The sequence below is a fragment of the Brevibacillus sp. HB1.3 genome (genome assembly GCF_013186635.1).
Lineage (GTDB): Bacteria > Bacillota > Bacilli > Brevibacillales > Brevibacillaceae > Brevibacillus > Brevibacillus brevis_D.
Genome location: NZ_JABMIT010000009.1, coordinates 29152 through 51622, shown reverse-complemented (window position 1 = coordinate 51622; position 22471 = coordinate 29152). Strand labels below are relative to the sequence as shown.

Below are 22471 nucleotides of genomic sequence, written 5' to 3'. Positions count from 1 at the left end.
GGATGAGGAAAGGGCTGGGGGGTAGATCTCCCGGCTTTTTTCGGGTTCTGCTGGGTGTAGACATCTGGGAGGACAAGGAGGTGAAAGAATGGCAGGAACAATAATGGGAGCGCTTGATTCAGTAGGTAAATATGACGGTTTCGCAAAAGGACTCCTGGGCTCACTAACTCCCTTGATCGAAAAGGGTGTTGGAACAACGCTGAGTTCAGTTGCCCAAGAAGCTCAGGCGACAGAAAGAGAACGAACACTTTTTGAAGCTGGTGGCAAAAGTAAGGAGCAACTCCTGAAGATAGAAGAGACTTCCATAACCATACGTGAGCTCAACCCTGATATAAAGAAAGATCAAGCATACAGCCTCATGGCCAAAGCTGAACTTGTGCATGCATCCAATGGTTTAAAGTATGCAGAAAAAGCAAGCATGCTGAAATACACGACGCGGTTTACGGAAGATGACATCATGAAAATGATGAGCTCTATTGAGATTTCTACTGGTGATGAAAGTACCGTTAGGCAGTCAAATGCCGTTCAGTATTTAAGCAACAAGGGAGGGGGAGCCGCGACTGGAAAATTTGTGGAGTCTTTGGCTCATTTCAACCTTCAGAATGGCAATTTGCTGAATACGCCTGAAAAAATGTCCGCTACCTTTGTCTCAATAGGGAATCTTTTGAATGATTTTAAAACGTATGGTGCGTTGTATGAGAATGCAATGAAGATGTCGGATAATGGCGATCTCGCAGCAATCCTTGAGAAGCATTACAAGGCTCAAAATAAGAAGGATGCAAAGGCCAAGGCCGCCCAAGATATAGCAACGCTGAATCGAAGTCTCGCAACAGGGGAGAAAGAAACAATAAATATCGCGCTCGGAAAACTCCTGATGACTTTTTCTAGCATCCAGGATAAAACGTTACAACAACGTGCATTCGATACTTTGAGAGGCGATGCCGGAGATGACATGGCGAAGGGTCTGGGAGAAGTACGAGATACCGCAACAGGGGCTTTTGTGCCGGAAATGGGGAAAGAGAGCGCATATAAAGTCGGGAATGAAGCGGTGAATGCGCATCAGCTGTCTGCTCAGAACGATGCTTATTATAAAACTGGGCAGGCACAAGCGATGGCGAGAAACGAGGCCATGGAGATCGCGACTCTGTACGCAGAACAAATGTCTGGGATAAATACAGGGATTTCAAAAGCAGCTGAAGGAATAATGGGCTCGTTTAACTCTTTGAACGAGTCGATAAAAGGTACTGTGATTTTTGTCGGAGGATTACTAATTGCTGGCAGTGCTCTGTACCATATTATATCTCAACTGAGAAAAATCAAAGATCTTCGGACAACCAAAGAAAAGTTTCCTCAAGAAGCAACTGGCGGAAAAGACTGCTGCTGTTGCTGCGATGGCACACAAATACCTTCTTCTAAAAAGAAATCAAAGAAAAACAGTTCTCCGGATCGCCCTCCAACAGGAGGACAATCTGCTTCGAATAGTGGTGGTCCCCAAGGACAAGCCGGGAACACAAAAAACAATGCCCCAACAACTTCTCCGGCAGGAAAAAAGCAACCGGACGCTGGTGGCGGTAATCCGCAAAAAGAAGCAGAGAAAACGGACGGCAAAAACAAAAATCAAAACAGTGCGCCAACTCCCTCTTCTGCAGGAAATCAACCCGGACCAGATAGTGGCGGCAATCATGGTGAGACGGGTAAAGCTGCCAGCAAAGGTGGCTGGAAACGCTTGCTGAAAGGAGGACTCAGAAGGGCTCCTCTTCTTGGAACTTTACTAGGCGTCACAGCTATTGCAGGCTCAGCGAACAAGCTGGATACTGCAGCACAAGTGGGGGCAGAAGCACTTGGTGGCTGGGGAGGGGCAGCAGCGGGAGCGGCTACTGGAGCAGCTATTGGTTCGGTGTTACCTGGGATTGGTACAGCAATCGGGGGGATCGTTGGTGGCTTTATTGGTGGCATGGGTGGATCAATGGCGGGTGGTGCCCTATACGATGGGATCAAGTCGTGGTGGCAGGACAAGACTCCTGCGCCATCTGCAGCTATGCAACCAGCAATTCAAGCAGGTCCTGTTGCTCCGAATCACTCGCCTGTTGGCAACTCAACGGGGAATCCGCAGCCTGTCTCCATTTCTATTCCGCAAGTTTCGATTCCACTGCACGTACAAGGCGTACTGCAAGATATCCCCACCATGTTAAAAATGCTCAGCGATCCATCTGTTGCGCAGAGAATCAAGGACATCATCGAGCGATCCCTGCTGGATGCAATAGAGACGAGGGGAGGGGTAACGAAATGATCCGTCTACAGGGAAAATACAGGCTGACGTTTCCGGTTACACCTGCGGAAATCCAGTTTCGTGGCTACGGTAACGACATCGAAAGCTCGACATCGATTACGTTATTGTCCGGCAATCGCATCTCTTCCAGACGTCCAAAGTCCATCTCTTTTGACTTCATCTTACCCGGAGACAGTACGGCCCCCTATGTCGAGGTACAGGGCTATCAAGGGCCTAGGCAGTGGCTTGCTGGATTGGATCGCTTAACGGGCTCAGAAGCACTTTTGACTATAGACGAGCTTGATTTGGCGTGGAATGTGCTCATCGGGCCATGCGACGGAAAATTCCAAGGAAAAAACGTCGATTTTCATGGCTCGATTGAGCTACCGTTGTTTGTCAAAGATGAGTTCATTACGTGGAGCAATCAGACGCAGCTTTTATCTCCGGGTGCGGTCATTACACGACAGCAGCCAGCTCGTCCGAACACGAGCGGGAAGGTAGCCAAGAAGACGAAGAAGCAGCAAGCGGCTCCACGGATAGACAGCAAAAAGTTGGAGGATAGGAAAAGAGAGATTCACGAGAAGCTAGAAAGAGAAAACAGAATGTAACGGAGGGCAGACGAAATGAAAGTCATTTACGGAAAAGAACAGACCCGCTACGACCTGACCCCAGCCGTTACCGAGTTGTCCTGGTCCTCAGCCAGGGGACAAATCGCCCAAAATTGTGATGTGAAAGTCAAGGGAGGCCCGCCGCTACAAACGGCGGGTTTTTTGATGCTCTTTGCAGGTGCGGAGTTAAAAGAATCTCAGCAGCTTTTCCATGGCCCGCTCGTTCGTTTTGACCGGGATGATCGAACGGGCGATTTATCCGCAACAGCATACGAGCTTGGCTGGTATTTGCAAAAAAACGAAGTATCCAGGCTCAAGCTGGATGGAGATGCAGGGACAGAGCTTGCGCGGATCATCAAGTCGGCAGGTATCAGTTTTAGCTGCCCGTCGTTCGGTTTTACGGTCAAGGAGAGGATCTCGTCTCAATCATATACGTCCCTCTTTACATCAATGACAGAGCAGGCATACGAAAAGACAGGCATCCGCTATTTTGTGCAATACCAGCGAGACAAGCTGACGGTACTCCCCGAAGGGAAAAACAGCATCATCCCGATGTTCAAGGCGAGCTTGCTCACAAGCAGCTCGACGGGTGAGAGCATCGAGGAGGTTTACACCGTCGTGACAGCAGAGCGCTACCGAGACGATCGGGTCGTGAGCAGTGCAACGAAATCAAATGATAGCCTGGTTAAACAAATCGGACGCATGCAAAAAGTCATCGACGCAGGAGAGGACAAAAACGTGGCTGGATTGGCAGCCAAGCAGCTTGCAGAGTTGTCCAAAATCTCCAAGACGCGCTCCATTTCGGTCAAGCACGAGGATGAAAATGCTGCGAGACTTCGCGCAGGCTGGCTAATCAAAATCATGGAAAAGGACAATAAATCCATCACCGATTGGATCGTCACCAACTGCCAAGCGCGTTGGAAGGGCGGTCAATACACAATGGATCTCCAATTGGAAAGGAGGACGTAAGGGATGCATTCCGTTATCGCAAAACTACGAGGGCATGCACAAGACGGCATCGAGAATACCCAAGGAGAATTCGGCAAGCTTTTGTCGCTCTCGCCCTTGTCTGTAAAGCTGGACGAGGATCCGACACCCTTGGAGCCGTATGAGCTGTCTGTACTGCGTTCTGCCCGATTGTTGCAAGAAGATGTGGGTAAAAAAGTAGCTCTGTTGCGATGCAACAACGAACAATACCTCCTGCTTGGGGTGGTGGAATAATGTTTCCGCAGTTGCAAGGGATAGATGAGATATTTGCGCAAGGAACCGAGGTGTCCATTCCGTGGACATATCGGTTCGATTGGGAAACGAAGCAGCTAAGGCAGGGACCAGATGGCAGATATTTGCGCACTACGACTTACGTAGAGTACTTGGAGGAGACGGTGAAAAAGATCCTCCATACACGGCGGTTCCGTTATGCGATCTACTCGGAGCGGTATGGCGTGGATTTTTTGTCAGACAAGGGGCGAATGAGGTCTGCATTGTCCTTGCCTGTGATTAAGGCACAGGTGCAAGAGGCACTGGAAGCGCACAGTGAGATTGAACGTGCGGAGGTGCTCGATATCCGCTTTGAGGGGAATCGGGTTATTTTGTATGTGGAGATTGTTGGGATGCGTGGTTCGACGAGAATGGAGGTGGATGCATGGCAACGCTAGAGAAGCCAGAGATGCCGATACTTCGGGAGACGGCTGACCAGATTTATCAACGGATGGCGAACCGGATGGCAAAATTAGCTGAACAGCGCGGAGATACGCCGCCTGCTACGGAGGAAGGCGAAATCTACTATGATCTGGGCTACCCGATTGCGGAGGAAATCAGTGATCAGCAGCAGCTTTTGGAATATGGGTTTTTGCAAGTATTCCTTCCCTGGGCAGACGGCGAGTTTTTGGATGCTATTGGCTTGTTTTTTGGACTGCAAAGGAATGAAGCAGAGCAGGATGACGTTTACAGGCAAAGGCTGATCGACAGGGCACGAACAGAAGAAGGAGATGGACGCAGGCAAGACTATGAACGCTGGACCCGAAATGTTGAGGGCGTAGGGGGATCAGTTGCGGTCGAGAAAGCACGACATGATCTGTCCATTGACGTATACATTACAGACTTGGCTGGTCAGCCAGCTACACCTGAGTTGGCACAACAAGTACGGACGAAGCTTGAAGACAAACGCCGTGCACTGCACGATCTCCAAATCCATCCTGCAAAAGTGTTTCCGGTAGCCGTCAACGTAAAAGTCGCTCTGCGTCCAGATGCAGATTTGGCGAAGGTTCAAGAACAGATCATTGCACAAATCCAAACTTATTTAAAAGGGCGTTCGCAGATCGTGTACCAGCAGATCGGGGCCCTCTTTTTCGTGGATGGCGTGATGGATTTTACAGGCTATACCTTGAACGGCGGGGAAGTGAACCTGACGGTGCCTGCTGACTCTGTGGCGACGTTAACCGTGGTGGTGACAACATGATTCCAGAGCGTTATCGGCGGATGCTGCCGCCGCAATGGTATGAGAGTGAAGTGGCGGAATACCACTTTGAAGGTGCGGGGGCGGCGGTAGATAGTTTCCATGCTCAGCGAGAGGATCTTTTGCAGCAGTTTAGTCCGTGGTCAGCTACATGGGGGCTGGATGTTTGGGACTGGGTTTATTTTGGGAAAAAGCAGCTGCTCAGTATTGAGGAAAGGCGTAAGAATATTCAGCAGAAGCACTGGTCTTATCTTGGGTTTACACCTAGTGTGCTACGGGCAATTGGGTTGAGTTCTTCGGCATTTAAGCTAGTCCAGATGGTGGAGGACTTTGATAAAAAGGCGATTCGGTACGTGTATCCCATTGAGGATCGATTCGACACACGTAATGCAGTGCAAGCAGTGGAGAGTATCAGGCCGGTCCATTGTAATGGAGTTGGTTTTGAGCCAGTGGCTGCAGAGAAAATCGATTTAAAAGATATATTGGTTGTCGGGATAAAGGAGTATCACAAGGTCAAGGAGTTTTGCGTAGGGATGACACCCATCAAGCGTTATGAGGAGGTGGTGATGTGATTCATGAGAGTTACTTGAAGACGGTTCAGACAGATTTGATGGAACGGGTTACGGATGGAGATATTTTACTAAACGATTTAGTCTCCATTCCTGTGAACGCTGCAAAGATATCCTCACATCCAATTGCAGGTATGCAAAATGCCATTGCTTTGCAGGTATCATCATTACCAGTGGTAAGTTTGCCAGTAATTAAGAACGCAAAGCTTCGTACTCGTACCGGGGCAATTGTTGCTGAAAAAGATACTGTAATTGAGATGAATGAGGCTCAGTTCATGACCATTGCCTTTGTAATCCAAGTGAAAGGAGCCGTGTAGATGTTATATCAAGCGAAGACGAACTGGATGCCTGACGATCCCGTGACTGAACACGATTTTAACAGGATCGAGCAAGGTATTAAAAATGCCTACTCAGAGGTAACCAGAATAAAAAATCGCACAATGCGAACAGAAGTAAATCTGTTGGGGGTAGCAATTGAATTAGAGACTCTGAAAGGTGCGGTACTGAACGGGTTAACCAAAAACATTTTTATCGAGACTTTCATGGGCTTAGAAGACGTTAAACTACTGAATGGTTCTACAAAACACGACAGTGTAAACGAGAAAGTTTACCTAGCGTAGAAGGATGATGAAAACATGGGCTATCCAACGGGAATAGAAAACATTCCCTTTATTAAAACAGGTAAACGTACGACTACGATAGATGCCCACACATTTCCAGACGAAATTGTTCACGTAGCCGTGGGTCTTTATTCTTCGTCTTCTGGTTTGTATGGCGTTGTTTTGGCAAATGGCGATTTATACATTAAGTCGAATATGGGCATGACGAATTCAGACGCTATAAATTTCAGAAGTGCATACGGCTTTACGGGAAGCTGGCAGAAGTTTAAGACAGGAGTAGCAAAAGTCGATACAGGCGGGTCGTACCTTCATGTTTTGTATAAAAACAGAACACTGGAACGGTACACTAGTTCAAACACTATGCCTACCAACCTAGGAACGGCTCAAGCGATGTGGGACGGGATTAGCAGCGAATTCGTTTATGTTAAAGCCGACGGTACGTTAAACAACACAGTTTTCCCAACAAACAAAAGCTTTGTTGCGGTACGTATCGGGCAAAGAGGTACAATGGCACTGGCAAGTGACGCTACGCTATATTACGCATATTCTTCTGGTGTTGTACAAATCGGAACGAATGTAAAAGAAATGTCTATGTCGGGTGGAAGTACAGGACGACTTAACTATTTGAAACATGATGGTACAGTATGGTCAGCCGTCGCTGTAGATATCCCATCATTTGCACAGGTAACGGGATTCCCTTCATCGGTTAAGTCATTGGTAGACGTAGTAGACGGACAAACCTATGCACTATTGGTAGATGGTAGCGTTTATAGCTGGTCAGCTCCGGGGGCTGCGGCTGCAACGTCTATCGTAACTGATTCGGGCTACATTTCTATTTACGGAGATGGGGGGGAATTTATCACCAATAACACTCCAGGCAAGCCGATACCCGACCATATCCCTGATACACTGCGGGTAACGAGGCGGCCTGTTTTCGAAGTCACAGTAAACGATGATATAGAGAACGATGCGCAGTCTTTCGTCCTGCAGCTGGCAACCAACAGCGATTTTACGCAGGGACTACTTGAATTCAAGAGCCACTTTAGGGTGGAGGGCTGGGAGTATTTCGACGGCCAAGCCTGGCAGCCGTTCCCCTATGGTACTGGTACAATTCCTGCGACAAACGAAGGCCGCAAAATTAGGTATACCATAGGGGGGGACCCGCACTACGGCATGCTGGTAGATGGGACGACGTACTACTGGCGCATGGCAGCCGTAGACGGGACAACGGGTACATTTTCCGAATGGACAGACCAGCAGACGCTTACGAACTTATTGGGGAGTAATGGGGCATGTGACAGTCTGGAGGGATGGATTACTACAGGACAGGCATCCTTAGCAATTAGCACCACAAAAATACAAGGTAGCGCTAGTATAGAAACGCATTTTAAAAGCGTAAATTCTGATTTTACACAAAATTCGAAGCTGGGATTTTCTATAACGAAAGGCAAGTATTATTTGTTTGGTGGAGCATTTGAACTTATGGACTCTGGGGGAAAGGCTTATTGTAGGTTGTACTCCTACAAATCATCCCGCACGCCAAGCCCATCAATCATTATACCGGAGGGCCCGTTTAAGACCTATCTTGCAGCATTTCAAGCGACAGAAGACGAAACAGAAGTGGTGTTTAATGTAAAAGATTACGGTCAATCTGTTGATTATAAGGTTAAGTCAGACGCTTTGAGAGTATACGAAATCACGAAGGCCGAATACGATCTTATCCGGGATGGGACCGACCCACGTTACAGCGGCGATATGTTGGCTGTCATGTACCCTTATGTAGATAATACGCAGACCATCCAGCGAAAAACGCGGATACGCTGCGGCACGACCCTAGCGGTACAAACAAAACCTATTAAGACGACGGCTCAAGTAGACCGTAGTGTATTTTCAAAATTTGCTACGTTGCCGATTAATGTGCCAGCGGTAAAACGGGTAGATAACAATGACCCGTCCATCGTTTATACAGGAACCTTTTATACAGGTAATGCATCGCCTGCTAGCGGCGGCGATTACAAATTTACAGATGCGACGGGTGCTAGTATTGAGTACCCATTTTACGGTACAGGTGTGCGTTGGATGGCGCAAACGTTAGAACTGGGGGGTATTGTAAATGTGTACCTGGACGATATTTTCATAAAAAGCGTAGACACGTACACAAGCAAATATCTCTATCAGCAGATTTTGTATGAAATCCTGAACCTGCCATATGGCAGGCATAAAATTAAACTTGTGAATACGGGGACGAAAAATACTGGAGCTAAAGGAACGTATATCTACTTAGACGCATTCGAAATCCTAGATACGAAGGCCCCAGCCGTCCTAACTGTCCAAGCATCCAATAACGCGAACGACGCGGCCCCGTGCTGGGAGGATGTAACGGACGTCTTCTTATCAGGTGAGCAGCATTTTTTTGCAAACAACGCAAAAACCGCGTCTGAATGGGGCCTATCCGTAAAAGTACTGGTAGACGCAAAAGATCGGCTAGATCCGATCGAAATTGATGCCATAGGATTTAGTTATGAATAAGGATGGGATGAACCGTGGGTAAACACTTGATACAAACGGATTTGGCACAACTACGGGCAAGCGAACAGCCAAAAATAAATCCAGAGGCGCAGATCGCATTTGAAGCAATCGTTGCATTACATGGAACAGTCGAAGCTTTACAAAAAGAAATACAAACATTGAAAGGGGATAAAAAATAATGGTGATTGAATATATGATTCCAGTCTATGCCTACCTAGTAAAGTACGGATGGTTACTAGAACCTACAGGTACAGAAAATGAAAAAGTAATCCCAGAACCCTATCGCCGCTCTGTTGCTGAACACTTGGCCACTAGGCTTACGTAGCTCCTTCTTTTTATAAAAGCGAAGGCGTTTTTCATTGGGAGCTGCTAACGTGGCTCCTTTTACTTTTACAAAAAAAAGAGGAAATCAAATTCAAAACCAAACTCAAACTACAAATGCGGAAGGCACTAAAACACAAGGCCAACTCATCGGTAAATCGTTTCAATGATAGAGAAATTCATCACTCGACTACTCCAAAACCACCCTCATAATGAAGATGCCCGGCAAAGACAACAAGTTCATGTAGAGTGACGACGTGGTAGACAACTTGGTAAACACAGGATTTATTACTGCGCAATAGTTCGGTGTCAATGTTGAGTTATTTCGTGGCAGCCCGATCACCGTTAGCATTACAAAACCATTCAGTGGAGATACAGATATTTCCAAATGGGTAAACGCAGGGGAGTCTATCAAGGAGACAAATACAGAAGCATCCACAACAGAACAGAAGGCAGAACAACAAGCTGAGTCCCAGTAACCGACTCTAGTACTTTCGAAGACCTCATCACATTAGCTGGCCCTTAACTGATAGGGGCTAATTTTTATTCCTAGAGGGGGAGGAGGAAGAATCACATGAAATTTTTGCAGAGCTTAGAAAACGTATCCACTCCCGCAAATGGATTAGCAGCAACAGTGGGAGCATTTCTGACCCCGATCTTTCAATACTTCTATGGCACTGGGCGGCTCGATATTTTGATCGTGTTCTTTTTCATGATTGTACTCGATTGGATCACGGGAGTAACTGCCGCGAAAAAGGACCAGTCGTACTCGTCTGAATACGGCTTGGCAAGAATCCCGCGAACGCTATTTCTGTTGGCCCTACCAGCAGTAGCCAATCTCTTAGACCGCGTCATGGGCACTCCAGGCTTCTTATTCTACGGCGTCACCTTCGGCCTCATCTACCACACGTGGACAAGCCTGACCGCCAATGCCCACCGCGCAGGCTGGCCGATGCCCAAATCCGTCGAGAAATTAGTCAGCGCCGAAATCAAGGCAAAGGCAGAGCGTGCCAAACGAAAGGAGTCCTAGTAAACAATGAATATCACCGAGATGCTTCTAACCAACGTAAATTCCCGTCCCAAAAAGAAAATTGCCCCAAAAGGAGTCGTCATCCATTGGACGGCCAACGAGCGCAGTGGGGCAAATGCCACCGCAAACCGAAACTACTTCAACAAACCAACGACAGTAGCGAGCGCCCACTACATCGTGGACGACAAGCAAATCATTCGCTGCCTGCCGGAGGACGAGATGGGCTACCACGTCGGGGCGCAGACTTATTCACAGGCCGCCTTGAACAAATTGAGCAACTACCCGAACAACTGCACGATTGGGATTGAAATGTGCGTCAATGCAGATGGAAGCTTTACGAAAATGTACGAGCAAACAGTGGCACTGACCGCGGATATCTTGAAGCGACATGGCTGGGGAGTCGAGCACCTGTGGCGTCATTACGACATTACGGGGAAAAACTGCCCGGCCTTTTTTGTCGTCAATACGACCGCGCAAACCTATACGGGAATGCCAGCCAAGGACGCATGGGCAAAATTTCAACAGGATGTCCACAGGTTTCTCACAGCTTATCCACAAAAACCACAGCCTGATGTGGATAAGTGCATGGTTGAGCTGACACTTACTTCTACAGGCAAACTAATCGATGATGTATCCTATGTACCCATCCGTATGATTGCCGAGGCAGTGGGTGGAGCAGTGGAATGGGAGCCTTCCACGCAAAAAGTGACCGTGAACGGACAGGAAGTCTCCTATGTAAACGACCAGGGAACTGCTTTTGCGAAAACAAGAGAGCTTGCCGCCTTACTTGGCTTGCAAGTGGAGTGGGACGAGCCGCGAAAAGCAGTCGTATTGAAGAAATAAAAGAAAAGCCGCAGATTCCGTCTGCGACTTTTCCCATACATACTTTTACCCAATCCGAATCTGAATGATATCCGCTGCACTCAAGACAACACTTGGCTTCGTCTCCTGCTCATTTAGGCGAATTTGCCCGTCTTTGATCTTGCGGGCAATCTGGCTGCGGCTCCAGCCTTCTATCTGTTCGGACAGCAGCTTGTCGAGGCGGAAGCGGGCCTCTGTACTCTCTATATGAATCGTCACTTCCTGAACGCCCTTTTCCTGGTATTCAAGCAAGGGGAGAGTAGGGAGAGGCGCGATTTCTTCACTGAACTCCGTATCTGGCACCTCCCGATGATCTGTAAAGGCTTTGTAGATGGCCAGCTTTTCATTCCACGTATGATTTTTTTCGCATTTATAGATAGCGAAGCGATAGATGTTTTTGCCGTTAGCGTTGTGGCGGCGGACGTTGGTATCGAAAAAGAGAACGGTTCGCCCGCAATTGCTGCAATATCGCCGTACTGGCTGATTTTCATGATTTTCACGTAATACCCACGTATGCTCGATGGTATGCATGGTCCTTCACCTCGTATAAAAAGTGAAAGGAACGCACCTGCTATTTGGATGTCCTGTAGGGCAGGCCTGTTTTTGAACACAAAAAAACGGAGATTCCCCATAGCGAACCTCCGTTAGGATATACACCTACAGATTTCGTTACGTTCCTTTGTAATGGGAAAAAAGGGCAGACTGCACCTGTACGAAAAACCGTATGTTTTCCGAAGGGCAAGCTATCCAGTTTTTTAGGCCATTACAAAGTAGTTGTTGGCATACGTAGTTACCGTACCTTTCCATCCAAATAGACGTGACACCAATATACCAGATAATGGGTCAGTTTCCAAGGGGGATTGTATTGTTGACGACAGGAGGATGAGTGGTTTTGACAAGTAGCTCCTTTCCCCTTACTATTCTTTTTTGCTAAAGTAGTAAAAATATTTAGTTAATTAATGATAATGATAGTATAATGGGCTGGAAGGTGAGTTTGCCTATAATTCGGAGTGGGGATAGATGCCGATGGATGACTTGGCAGTATATTTGGACGAGCACGAGGCAGCGATCGTAAAAGAATTCAAGCGACGAATTGCCGTTTCGGACAGTGATCAATACAAGGGATTGATCCATCTGAATGGCCAAGCACTGTATCGTATGGTTATTGAATATTTTCGTTCGGAAATCACTCTTGAGGATATTAAAGAATTGGCTTACAAGGTCGCATATGAACGAAACAGGGCAGAGACCAACATTGGCGATTTTGTTTCCAACGTGTGCATGGGCCGGGAATTGGTTATCGATCTTCTCCAAAAAGGTCCTTTTACGCCTGCCACTTTAATGCCTGCCCTATTGAAAATAAACGAATGCTTTGATGTCTTTTTGGTACATGCTGTTTTCAAATACACCGACCTCAAAGACAACGATTTGGAAGAGAAAAAGCTATTTATCGAGCGTTCTCACAAAGACAGGCTCACGATTCTAGGACAAATGGCATCCAGCTTCGTCCATGAATTCCGGAATCCGCTTACTTCCATTATGGGATTCTCGCGTTTGTTAAAAGAAGATTACCCGAACCTCCCTTACGTAGACATTATTGAAAATGAGCTGCGGCAATTGAATTACCGGGTTTCGCAGTTTTTGCTGGTCTCGAAAAAGGGAGCGGTCTATAAGCAAATAGAGATTTTTAGTGTTTGGGAATTGTTTGATGAGATTCTTTCCTTCCTCTATCCGAATATTGTTGACGTGAATGTGGATATCCAATGCAGTATCGATCCTACCTTTCAACTAAAAGGCTACAAGGATGAGATGAAGCAGGTGTTTATCAATATCATTTCCAATGCGCTGGATGCGTTACATAAAAAAACAGGCGATAAGGAGATCGTCATTGAGGTGTCCCAAACGCCTGACAGCTCCTTGATTACCGTTTCCAACAATGGATCGCCAATTCCACCTGACCTGCTCTCGGTTATTTTTGAACCGTTTTTCACGACGAAAGAGCTCGGTACTGGAATTGGCTTATACGTTTGCAAAGAAATCATTGAGCGGCATGGAGGGACGATTACGTGCGAATCTACTGATCTGCAAACGAAGTTTTCCATGCAATTCAAGCCCTGCGACACTTGTACAAGTGGCTTGCTGTCGATGAGCCATCCTATCTAACGCTATAAAAAAACGACCTATTCCTGAAGGCACGCTCGAGAACAGACGTGCACCATGAATAGGTCATTTTTTTGTGAAAAAGACGTGACTGTTTATTTGCTAGCGTGAAGCGGCCTGCGTGTTTGGCGTATGTTTTTGGAGATACGCTCCAGTTTGTTTACCATCCAGACCAGCATAAGCGCCAACAGACAACTACACCCGATAATCAGGAGCAAATACAGCAGCGAGTACAACGTGTTTTCAAACAGCCAAGCGACCTCGCCGTATTTCGCAAATAAATAATCTTTGAACATGATCAGAAAAGCAGAGTGAAACAAGAAAATAAAATACGTCAGCCCTTTTCGAAACTTGATGTGCAAACGATCAACGCGTTCCAAAAAGAAGACCATGAGCACGAGAAACGACAACAGCGTGGCGAAGACAAAAGTCAAATGCACAGCCACATACAGCTTGTTTGAGATAACAAAAAACAGCGCAGCCGCAGTAGAAACACCCGTCATCAGCGTCAGGATTGAGCGGTTGTTTCGCAAAAAGGAAAGGATCGATTCACGGTACCAATACAACACGTGCCCCATGTACAGGGTAAAAATCCAGCTCGGGAGCATATGACGCGTGGTGAGCCCGAACCAGCCCTGATGGATGAAGTTGATGTAGACGTACTGAATACCGAGCAGAATCCAAATGACATACAAAATATTACGCTTCGTGATCACACGACGAAACAGATAGGCAAAAACGTAGTACTGACAAATCATAAACACAAAGTACAGATGGTCACCCGTTTTGCCTAAAACAATGTTCGTAAAGTCTTGGGCAGTATGAGGCATCCCTTTTTTCAACAAGTAATGGTACAGGATACCAGATACTAAATAAGGGACAAAAATATAGAGAAGCTTCCCTGAAAAAAACTCGCGAGCAGTAGGGCTCTTGGCTTCAAAAGAATAAGCAGTCAAATAACCGGTGGCGATCGTCAACAGGACAGTGCCGTAACGACTGATCTGATTGAGGGCCACGATCCAGAACGGATCTGTAAACGAAAGTGCAGAAGCCGTGAAATGACCGACTACAACGAGAAAACTTGAGAAGAGCTGGATGTAAAACAGAGATTTCAAGATTTTTGAATCTGTATACATTTCGATATTCTCCATTTCATCGTTTGTCGGCTGACGTTGTCGCTCAAACAATAAACTGTGAATGGTTTTATGATAATAAAGTTTTCTTTGATTCGTATTTGGACAGGGGAGGGGGATTCCGGAAAAAAATAAAAAGAAAGAAAGCCACACCCGCGCGTGTAGCTTTCGCACGAGAATGGCTTTCATACATTATTTCGGATTCTTTTTCATTTCATCGATGGTCTCACTGACCACAAACGCCAAATCGTCATTGCCAAACAATGACAATACACCGAGGAGAGTCGCATCAGGAATGTCCTCAGCTTCTTCTTTGGGAACGGTATTGTCCAGCATTTGAGCGAGTAACGTATTTTCCCCTTGAGCGGGATAAGCGCGGCGGTATAATTCGCGTGCATCGAGACCGTGATTCACACACCATTGGGCAAAAACGAGAATCATCATACCCTCATCGCGCTGGTAGGCTTGAATCACTTGATCTTCCATCTCTTTTCGGTTCATGGGCATACTCCTCTAACATTCGTACGTCATGAGCCTATTGTAGAGAAGAGGAAGAATACCCGCAAGAAAAAAGAAAAGAAGGACTCAAGAGTTCCGTTTGCTGCTGTGATTGGTTAGGACCGGTAGCATGCGCGTGTCTTTTACCATACGGGCATGGCAAAAAGGGCAGCTCGGGCTCTTATCAAAGGAAAAGTTATCTCTCATCCAGCACGTACAGCCCTCGTTACTGCACGTCCATACATCTGTTTCCTCTTCTTCGATTGGAACGACTGCTTTTTTTGAGAAATACACATGAACTCCTCCTTTGCAGGGCAAAAGTGCACAAAGTAACCTCTATTAATGTGTGATGGAAAGCTCATGAATATACCAAGATTTTCTTTGGTAATAGGTAAAAAAAGAGGCCGCGCTTTCATTGACGCAGCCTCTTTTGTCCATACCCTCTTTACTGTTCGTCGGGAATGAGGATCTGTCCCGTTGCTTCATGATTCGTGATGGCCAGTAAAATCGCTTTAGACAAGGTATCTGGATGATAAGGCTTGATCAGATAGCCGGTTGCTCCCAGATCAAATGCCTTTTTCTTTTCCTCAAAAGCACTGGAGATCACGATCGGAATCGTTCGTAAATCTGGGTTGTTGCGTATCTTCTCAATGACCTTCCAACCACTCTCGCCGTCCTTCAAGTTAAGGTCAAGCACGACAGCATCCGGTCGCAGCCCCTCGATTGCTGCTACTGCCTCAGACGCCGTAGAGAAGGAATTAACGCTGAATCCAGAGCATGTTAACTCATGACGCAGCAGCTCGGTTAAGTTCAAATCGTCCTCGACGATCACAACGGTTCCTTTGGATTGACCAGTTGGAGAAACAGCCTCCTCACTTCCCTCTGGATAGCCAGGGGACAAAGCGTGCTCAGCCAGTGGAAGAGTAACCGTAAATGTACTACCCTTGCCCGATTCGGAAATAACGGAAACTTCTCCATGATGCATATGGACGATTTCCTGAACAATGGCGAGCCCCAATCCTGTACCGCCGATCTCGCGACGATCCGAGTTATCTACGCGATAAAATTTGGTAAACAAGTGAGGGATGGCTTCGGAAGGAATGCCTAGCCCTTCATCCTGCACCTCCACGAGCAAGCGATTACCATCTTGTCGACAATCCACCCGGACATGACCACCATGCGGGGAGTATTTGACGGCATTACTGATCAGATTCAAAAATACTTGATGCAACTTGGCTTGGTCTCCATAAACAACGGTTTGCTCCGTTTGCACATCGAGTTCAAACCGATGGAGAGGGGACTGTACTCGATGAAGTTCGAAAATATCCCGAATCACTTTATCAATGGCAACATTCTCTAGCTCATACGTCTGTCTGCCGGATTCCATGCGTTGTAAATCCAAGAAATCGTTGATTAGTGCAGTCAGGCGAGTCGCTTCTTGATAAATGGTCGCTATGTACCGCTGTTGACGTTCGGGCTTGAGCTTTTTCGTTAACAGCAGCTCCGCAAAACCAAGTACGCTGGCGAGAGGAGTACGCAGCTCATGGCTGACCGTACTGACGAATTCCGATTTCATTTGGTCGATCTCGTATTCCTTGGTGAAGTCACGGTAAACGAGCAAGGTACTCCATTTCTCTTGGTTCCGGTACAATGGCTCTGCATAGAGCTGAATATAGCGTACTTGCGGTCCAGTCATCTCAAACACAATACTGCCTGAAGGAATGGCACCTTCGTCTAAAACGACAGATCTGACATACTGAATCAGCCGATCAGGCTCAGAGGTTCGACTCTGTAGATGGGAAAGGAACTGTTCCAAGTCAAATCCTTGCGAAGCGAGCTGATGGTCGTAACACAAGAGCTCACAAAAATTCCAGTTCACCTGAAGTGTTTCCCCACTCAGATCAATAAGCTGAATGCCTTCTTGAACAGAATCGAGCATATCCTGCGTCATTTTACGCTGTCGCTCTGTCTCCTCATACATCTCGAGCTTGTCGAGTGCCAAGGAAATCTGCTTGGCGATGCCGATGATGACTTGTAGCTCCTGATTCGTAAATTTTCGACCGATACGGGAGCAGATGATACAGGCAACGATTGTCTGCTGAGCATCTAGCACTGGGAGGTAAAGCTCAAATGTTTGTGACTTTTCCTCTGTGTAGCCGCGCTCAGCGTCAGTGCTTTCACGCATCAGGACATATGGCAGGCCCGTTTCCCTGATTCGCACGAAGGGACCATCATCCAATCCTTTGCGCAATTGTTCGAGACCGTTCTGGGAAACGCCAAAGCTAGCTGCATCCCTGTCCGTGTTCAACATGACGATAACGCCTTTATCGGCATCCAGGACTTCAGTTATATTGCGAATGATACTGGACAATAGCTCGCTTTTATCCAACGTATTCGACAAAGAGAGGATGAAACGGTTTTTCTTTTCCAAATACCGTTCGTTTTCCTCCATCTTGCCCAATGCTTCTGTTAACTCTTCTTGCTGCATCATCAGTTCATCCTGCTGGGCTTGCAGCTCTTCGTTTTGCGCCATGAGTACTTCTTCTTTGGCTTGAATTTGCCTGATCAAATAGTCGAGGGAGCGGGAGAGCCTGCCGATTTCGTCAATCCTGTTCAAATCCTGCAAATGAGGTGTACCGCCATTAGCGAACTGTTCAGCATTTTGGGATAGACGAACCAACGGCCTGCCGATATCCCGCGTAGTTTGAATGGTGACTATTACCATGATCACCAGCACCAACAGCGAGTACAAAAGAAACCAGTTGCTTAGCTGTGACAACTCTTCGAACAGTAGTTGGTTTTTCGTATATAAAAGCTGATCGTGCTCTTCCTGATACCGCACGGCGTATTTTAGCAGGTTGTTCACTTCCTGATTCACGCCACTGGCCGAAGCTTTTCGCAGGGATTCAAAGTCTCCGTTCTTTGCATAACTCGAAAAAGTAGGAAACACATTGGCGAAAAAGTTCGTGAAGAAGGATTCGATCGAAGCGACAAGCGCTTGCTCCTCATCATTGAGCGGAAGCTTCTTAAATTTATCCAGTGCCTGTTCCAGCTTCTTTTTTTCAAGAAATAGCTCATTGTACTCAGATGGGCTCAAGAAAGCATAATAACCCCTTGCGCGAAAAAAGATCTGGTTCGTGTGCTCAGCGATGTCTGCGACCAAATTTTGTTTTTCCTTGGTATTGTATATCTCCGTCTGATAATGGGTTAATGCGTTGCTATTCAAATCTTGAACGATGCCAGCCCCCGCAATCAGAAGTAAAAGAAAAAGAAGCATCATCGCCATGAAGCGACGTGTGATGCTTTTTCTGATAAACGCCCAGGACCCCGTCATGCGAGCATTTCCTCCACTTTCCGGACGAGATCCATCGGGCTAAAGGGCTTCGGCATGAAGTCATCAGCACCAGCTTCACGCATTTTTTCCTGTTCGGCATGTTGACTTTTTGCCGAGAGGATCAGGACCTTGACTGCCTTTTTATCGTCCATCTGTTTGAGCTGCTGCAATACTTCAAAGCCTGTCAGCTTTGGCATCATATAATCTAAAATAATCAAGTCGTACTCATTTTGACCGATTTTTTGCAGGGCTTCCTCTCCATCACAAGCGATATCGAGCTCGTGTCCCTCGTCTTCGAGCGTGTCGCCAATCAACATGCGCAGAACGGCCTCGTCTTCGGCCAGCATAATTGTTGCCATCTTGCTACCTCCTTACAGCATTCGCTTAACCAGTCGCGTGATGCGAGCCTCCAGTTCGCGTGTGCGGAATGGCTTGGTCATATAGTCGTCAGCTCCGAGCTGAAGCGCGCGGACTATGTCTTGCTCTTCCGTACGACCTGTTAGCATAATCACCGTATATTTCTTGGCATTCGGCAAATTCCGGATTTTCCGGAGAACCTCGAGGCCATCCATCTGTGGCATCATTCCGTCTAAAATGACCAGATAAGGCTCTTGTCCCTGATGCCAGGTGGAGCCAAAGAAAGCTGCTCCTTCTTCGAAAGTCTGGATGTCGACGTGCATCCAACCGTCAAAACTGGTTTGGATGGAATCGGCAAGCATCACGCGAATCATCGGATCGTCATCGATTATGGCGACCTTCAGTTTTACCTTAGGGGTATCATGTGTCTCTGTGATTTGAGCGGTTTCAATTCGGCGCCGCCCTGCATTTTTGGCTGCATACAAAGCATTGTCTGCAGCTTCTACCCAATACATATGCGGTCTATGAGGATCATCTACTTGTACGATTCCACCGGAAAAGCTCAAAGAAAACGTTCCTTCAGGAGCATCGAACGTAAGCGAACAAAAAGCAGAGAGCATTTGTTCCAGGCGTATCTTTCCTGTCTGTACAGTGGTACGCGGCATCAACAGGATAAATTCCTCTCCGCCGTACCGGAATAATACATCCTGTTTTTCCGCGCTCTGCCCGATGAAAGCAGCAAATCGAGTCAGCACCTCGTCCCCGATCAGATGACCGTATGTATCATTGACCCCTTTGAAAAAATCGATATCTAAAAATGCCAGTGAGAAGGGGGTGTTGGTTCGTTGGGCATCAGAAAGAAGCCGTTGGTATGTATCAACAAAAGAATTGCGATTGTTGACACCCGTGAGCTCGTCCAAAAACAAAATGCTGTTCATCCAGCGCTTCCGGCGAAGCTGGCGTTCGAGGCGTACAACCAGCTCTTCCATATCAAGCGGTTTGCACATGACGTCGTCTGCGCCCAAACGATAGGCATTCAGACGGGTCTCCCGTCCGCAATCGATGCTGATAATGGTCGTAGGCACATATTGCTTCTTTATTTTTTCGCTAATTGTCTGTATCACTTGGAAGCCGCCCGTTTCCGGGATGTTCAAATCCAGAATGAAGCAGTCAGGGTTCATGTCGTGAAAATAGTCGAGAGCCATATGAGGATAGACCGTTGCGATGACAGACCAATTGTGGTTTTCTAAATATTCCTTTAGATACATAAGCAGGGTGACGTCATCATCAAGGATGAGGACCAAAGGCTGTTGCTCACAAGGGGATTCCCGTTGGAGAGTGGGGTTCTCGATAAAAACTTCCTGTTCCGGCTTCTGTTCGTAACACAAGCTGATCAACTCGTGCAAAAACAATCGCCATTCACCGAGCGACCAATCCTTGGCCGGCATGTCATCCATTCGATCCAGGAGGATCTGAGAAAGATCAGACAAGTCGGTCAAGCCAATTGTCCCGGATGTCCCCTTCAACGAATGAAGAAAGCGATATAGCTCTTCATGAGAGACGGGGGACTTCTGGGTATACCACGTCTCAATCTGTTTGTGAATATTCGTAAGAAGTGCATCTCTGTACTTGATCATGTTGTACGCCCCCCTGTGTTGGGATGGCGCAAGCGGTAGGATCACCTGCGCCCATTTGATCAAAACGTCTACGATTTGGTATGGTACATGTAGCAGGGAGGAGGAAGGGCTTATTGTTGAAGGGAAAATCCTTCTTCAATCAGATACTGCTCCGCTTCTACGTACGATTCAAAGGAAGCTTCCAGGTTCATCCCGTGGTATACGTTCCACAACGCGTCTTCCTGTTGCAGCAAGAGCGTGCGGTTTTGCTTGTCGACCCACGTTTGCTCCAATTGTTCAGCTTCACCAGTCGCTTTTGGAGCTGGTTCACGTTTTACAGAGAGGGACTGGATCGAAGCCTCGACTACCTTGCGCAGCTCGTCCGCCGAGAAATCACGGATGTTGACATAACCCTTGTCGTCTTTTTGGTAGCCCTTCAAAAACGCGGCAAACACAAACCCGTTGCCGTTCGGATGCAGATGATAGACCACTGTCTTTTTGTCATGAAGGCTTTCCTCATAATGAAAATTAACCCGTTTCAGGGAGACGTCATTCCGAGTCAGTTGTGGAAAAGATTCAATAATCGCTAGTTTTTCTTCAAAAGTAAGCATGGATTCCTCCGGTGAGATGGATTTGTTTGTAGATTATATCATAGGTGGGACATAGAACGAAAAAAGGAGAAGGGAAAAATGAACGGAAAAAATCGAAAAGACATCGCAGCGGGTCTTGAGGTCGAGATTGTATTGAAACAGGACCAACGCTCAGGCAAGCGCACCCGTGGAATCGTCAAGGATATCCTGACGAACTCCAGTACCCATCCGCATGGAATCAAGGTCCGTCTGACGGATGGACAAGTGGGGAGAGTGCAAGAGATCATCCGAAAAGGGGAGTAATCTTCTTCAGCAAAAACGGACAGACCACATGGGCAACTGTCCGTTTTGCTTTTCATGAACGGTTCCGGTTCTGCAAATGCTCAATAGCTGGTACGGCGAAGCAAGCCAGATTTGACGGTAGTGCATCGAGCGAAAACCAGCGCATGTCTCCAATCGCCCCGCCTTCCTCTAAATTGCGCGCTTCTCCACCGAGAATCGTGACTTCGTAAATGATCGACACCCAATGCTCGGCACTTTCCGGGCGGATGGTTTCTGCGGTGCACAGCAGAGCTTTTACCTCGACATCGAGATTGACTTCTTCTTTGATTTCGCGGATAACACTCGTCTCCAGTTGTTCATAGGGATCAACTTTTCCCCCAGGAATGCTCCATGTATTCTTCTCAGGATCTCTGTTTCGTAATACCAGCAAAATTTCATTCTTGTCGTTGAGGATGACAGCTCCTACGCCCAATCTTGGTATAGCGATAGTAGTCGACATGGTTTCTCCTTCGATAGGCAGATTCGTTTCTTCTATTATAGCAAGATCAAATCGTAAGCTGGACAAAACAAGAAACCGCCTGAAGAGACGGTTTCGAGAAGTTCAGCAAAAACGTTATCGGTAAGAATCATGGGTAGGAGCAAAGATATCCTCGGTTGATTCCCGCACCAATATAAATGGCTCAATATTCCCCAATCCATGCAAGCATGTATTGTGATGGGCGATGATTTGTTCCGCAGACAGCACTTTACTGTCCGACGTAGAGTGTCCGTCTTTGACGAGCGTCACATCATAGCCAAGTGTGGTCGCTTTGCGGCAGGCGCTGTCGATACAATACTCGGTTTTGCAGCCTGTGATAACAAGGTGGTTAATTCCGAGTGCTTGGAGCTTTTCGTGCAGGTCTGTTCCGTGAAACGAGTCAGTCGCTAGTTTTTGAATCACTGTTTCTGATGGTAAAGGTGCGATCTCAGGGTGGATGGCAAAGTCGTCTGATCCGACTTCCCCGACATCCGCATCCTGAACGTACAGCACAGGTATACCCTTGCTATAGGCATCTTTTCTTACTTTTTTCAATGTTTGGACAAGTATAGACGGCTGAAAAACAGGACCAAGTTGCCCTTCGATAATACCTACTTGCGCATCAATAATCAGTAGAGCTGTTTTTCGAATCAATCCATTTCCTCCTAGGTGAAAGGGGGTTAGTGTTGGTGTTCCCCTTTTTGGTTGTTTGGTACACGCAC

The 22471-nt window shown here is 47.1% G+C and carries 26 protein-coding genes and 1 pseudogene; 17 read left to right on the top strand and 10 right to left on the bottom strand.

The annotated features are described in order from the left end of the window. Positions 1-88: 88 nt before the first annotated feature. The 15 genes and pseudogenes from HPY31_RS20285 to HPY31_RS20225 all read left to right on the top strand — a co-directional run bounded on the left by HPY31_RS20285 (position 89) and on the right by HPY31_RS20225 (position 11244). The gene (locus tag HPY31_RS20285; protein ID WP_172142207.1) at positions 89-2290 is read left to right on the top strand and encodes a hypothetical protein; all 2202 of its coding nucleotides are present in this window, start codon (positions 89-91) and stop codon (positions 2288-2290) included. Next, positions 2287-2877 carry a hypothetical protein gene (locus HPY31_RS20280; protein ID WP_172142206.1) on the top strand — a complete coding sequence of 197 codons (591 nt, stop codon included), beginning with the start codon at positions 2287-2289 and terminating at the stop codon, positions 2875-2877. The genes HPY31_RS20285 and HPY31_RS20280 overlap by 4 nt, the downstream gene beginning before the upstream one ends. Positions 2878-2892: 15 nt before the next feature. Next, positions 2893-3846 (top strand): XkdQ/YqbQ family protein, encoded by a 954-nt coding sequence (locus tag HPY31_RS20275; protein WP_172142205.1) that lies wholly within the window; start codon positions 2893-2895, stop codon positions 3844-3846. A gap of 3 nt (positions 3847-3849) precedes the next feature. Next, positions 3850-4098 (top strand): hypothetical protein, encoded by a 249-nt coding sequence (locus HPY31_RS20270; RefSeq protein WP_064202087.1) that lies wholly within the window; start codon positions 3850-3852, stop codon positions 4096-4098. Continuing rightward, positions 4098-4532 carry a DUF2634 domain-containing protein gene (locus tag HPY31_RS20265; RefSeq protein WP_172142204.1) on the top strand — a complete coding sequence of 145 codons (435 nt, stop codon included), beginning with the start codon at positions 4098-4100 and terminating at the stop codon, positions 4530-4532. The genes HPY31_RS20270 and HPY31_RS20265 overlap by 1 nt, the downstream gene beginning before the upstream one ends. After that, the gene (locus tag HPY31_RS20260) at positions 4520-5335 is read left to right on the top strand and encodes a baseplate J/gp47 family protein (RefSeq protein WP_172142203.1); all 816 of its coding nucleotides are present in this window, start codon (positions 4520-4522) and stop codon (positions 5333-5335) included. The genes HPY31_RS20265 and HPY31_RS20260 overlap by 13 nt, the downstream gene beginning before the upstream one ends. Next, a complete protein-coding gene (locus HPY31_RS20255; protein ID WP_172142202.1) occupies positions 5332-5904 on the top strand; it encodes a DUF2313 domain-containing protein in 573 nt (190 codons plus the stop codon). Before HPY31_RS20260 ends, HPY31_RS20255 begins: the two co-directional genes overlap by 4 nt. Next, entirely contained in the window at positions 5901-6218 is a 318-nt protein-coding gene (locus HPY31_RS20250; protein WP_172142201.1) for a hypothetical protein, read from the top strand. Before HPY31_RS20255 ends, HPY31_RS20250 begins: the two co-directional genes overlap by 4 nt. After that, complete coding sequence (locus HPY31_RS20245) at positions 6219-6521, top strand: hypothetical protein (RefSeq protein ID WP_172142200.1); 303 nt, start codon at positions 6219-6221, stop codon at positions 6519-6521. 15 nt (positions 6522-6536) lie between these two features. Next, on the top strand, positions 6537-9050 hold the full coding sequence (locus HPY31_RS20240; protein WP_172142199.1) for an RCC1 domain-containing protein: 2514 nt from the start codon (positions 6537-6539) through the stop codon (positions 9048-9050). Between the two features lie 14 nt (positions 9051-9064). Then, positions 9065-9229: a hypothetical protein gene (locus HPY31_RS20235; RefSeq protein ID WP_172142198.1), complete on the top strand. Its 165-nt coding sequence runs from the start codon at positions 9065-9067 to the stop codon at positions 9227-9229. Beyond that, positions 9229-9375: a CD1375 family protein gene (locus HPY31_RS28915; protein ID WP_371811748.1), complete on the top strand. Its 147-nt coding sequence runs from the start codon at positions 9229-9231 to the stop codon at positions 9373-9375. The genes HPY31_RS20235 and HPY31_RS28915 overlap by 1 nt, the downstream gene beginning before the upstream one ends. An 88-nt stretch (positions 9376-9463) precedes the next feature. After that, positions 9464-9850 (top strand): annotated as a pseudogene (locus HPY31_RS28910) (hypothetical protein). Positions 9851-9945: 95 nt separating this feature from the next. Beyond that, positions 9946-10401 carry a phage holin family protein gene (locus tag HPY31_RS20230; RefSeq protein WP_172142197.1) on the top strand — a complete coding sequence of 152 codons (456 nt, stop codon included), beginning with the start codon at positions 9946-9948 and terminating at the stop codon, positions 10399-10401. 6 nt (positions 10402-10407) lie between these two features. Next, positions 10408-11244 carry an N-acetylmuramoyl-L-alanine amidase gene (locus HPY31_RS20225; RefSeq protein ID WP_172142196.1) on the top strand — a complete coding sequence of 279 codons (837 nt, stop codon included), beginning with the start codon at positions 10408-10410 and terminating at the stop codon, positions 11242-11244. Between the two features lie 45 nt (positions 11245-11289). On the opposite strand, the gene HPY31_RS20220 is transcribed toward HPY31_RS20225, so the two are convergent. Further along, positions 11290-11793 carry a S4 domain-containing protein gene (locus HPY31_RS20220; protein ID WP_172142195.1) on the bottom strand — a complete coding sequence of 168 codons (504 nt, stop codon included), beginning with the start codon at positions 11791-11793 and terminating at the stop codon, positions 11290-11292. 489 nt (positions 11794-12282) lie between these two features. On the opposite strand from HPY31_RS20220, the gene HPY31_RS20215 reads away from it, so the two are divergent. Next, a complete protein-coding gene (locus tag HPY31_RS20215; RefSeq protein WP_172142194.1) occupies positions 12283-13425 on the top strand; it encodes a sensor histidine kinase in 1143 nt (380 codons plus the stop codon). A gap of 92 nt (positions 13426-13517) precedes the next feature. Here the strand turns inward: HPY31_RS20215 and HPY31_RS20210 are convergent, their stop codons facing one another. The 7 genes from HPY31_RS20210 to HPY31_RS20180 form a co-directional block, all read right to left on the bottom strand. Next, a complete protein-coding gene (locus HPY31_RS20210; protein ID WP_172142193.1) occupies positions 13518-14558 on the bottom strand; it encodes an acyltransferase family protein in 1041 nt (346 codons plus the stop codon). Between the two features lie 189 nt (positions 14559-14747). Continuing rightward, positions 14748-15056, bottom strand: a complete 309-nt coding sequence (locus HPY31_RS20205; protein WP_016741286.1) for a hypothetical protein — start codon at positions 15054-15056, stop codon at positions 14748-14750. A gap of 84 nt (positions 15057-15140) precedes the next feature. Continuing rightward, complete coding sequence (locus HPY31_RS20200) at positions 15141-15347, bottom strand: cold-shock protein (RefSeq protein ID WP_016741285.1); 207 nt, start codon at positions 15345-15347, stop codon at positions 15141-15143. Between the two features lie 151 nt (positions 15348-15498). Then, complete coding sequence (locus HPY31_RS20195) at positions 15499-18387, bottom strand: ATP-binding protein (RefSeq protein WP_172142192.1); 2889 nt, start codon at positions 18385-18387, stop codon at positions 15499-15501. Beyond that, positions 18384-18746, bottom strand: coding sequence for a response regulator transcription factor (locus HPY31_RS20190; protein ID WP_015893307.1), 363 nt, complete (start codon positions 18744-18746; stop codon positions 18384-18386). Before HPY31_RS20190 ends, HPY31_RS20195 begins: the two co-directional genes overlap by 4 nt. Before the next feature lie 12 nt (positions 18747-18758). After that, positions 18759-20381: a response regulator gene (locus HPY31_RS20185; RefSeq protein ID WP_172142191.1), complete on the bottom strand. Its 1623-nt coding sequence runs from the start codon at positions 20379-20381 to the stop codon at positions 18759-18761. A 110-nt stretch (positions 20382-20491) separates the two neighbouring features. After that, positions 20492-20971, bottom strand: coding sequence for a hypothetical protein (locus HPY31_RS20180; RefSeq protein ID WP_016741282.1), 480 nt, complete (start codon positions 20969-20971; stop codon positions 20492-20494). Positions 20972-21049: 78 nt separating this feature from the next. On the opposite strand from HPY31_RS20180, the gene HPY31_RS20175 reads away from it, so the two are divergent. After that, positions 21050-21253, top strand: coding sequence for a YwbE family protein (locus HPY31_RS20175; protein WP_064202103.1), 204 nt, complete (start codon positions 21050-21052; stop codon positions 21251-21253). Positions 21254-21305: 52 nt separating this feature from the next. Here the strand turns inward: HPY31_RS20175 and HPY31_RS20170 are convergent, their stop codons facing one another. After that, positions 21306-21731 (bottom strand): NUDIX domain-containing protein, encoded by a 426-nt coding sequence (locus tag HPY31_RS20170; protein ID WP_172142190.1) that lies wholly within the window; start codon positions 21729-21731, stop codon positions 21306-21308. 114 nt (positions 21732-21845) lie between these two features. Continuing rightward, entirely contained in the window at positions 21846-22403 is a 558-nt protein-coding gene (locus HPY31_RS20165) for a cysteine hydrolase family protein (RefSeq protein ID WP_172142189.1), read from the bottom strand. Positions 22404-22471 lie beyond the last annotated feature (68 nt).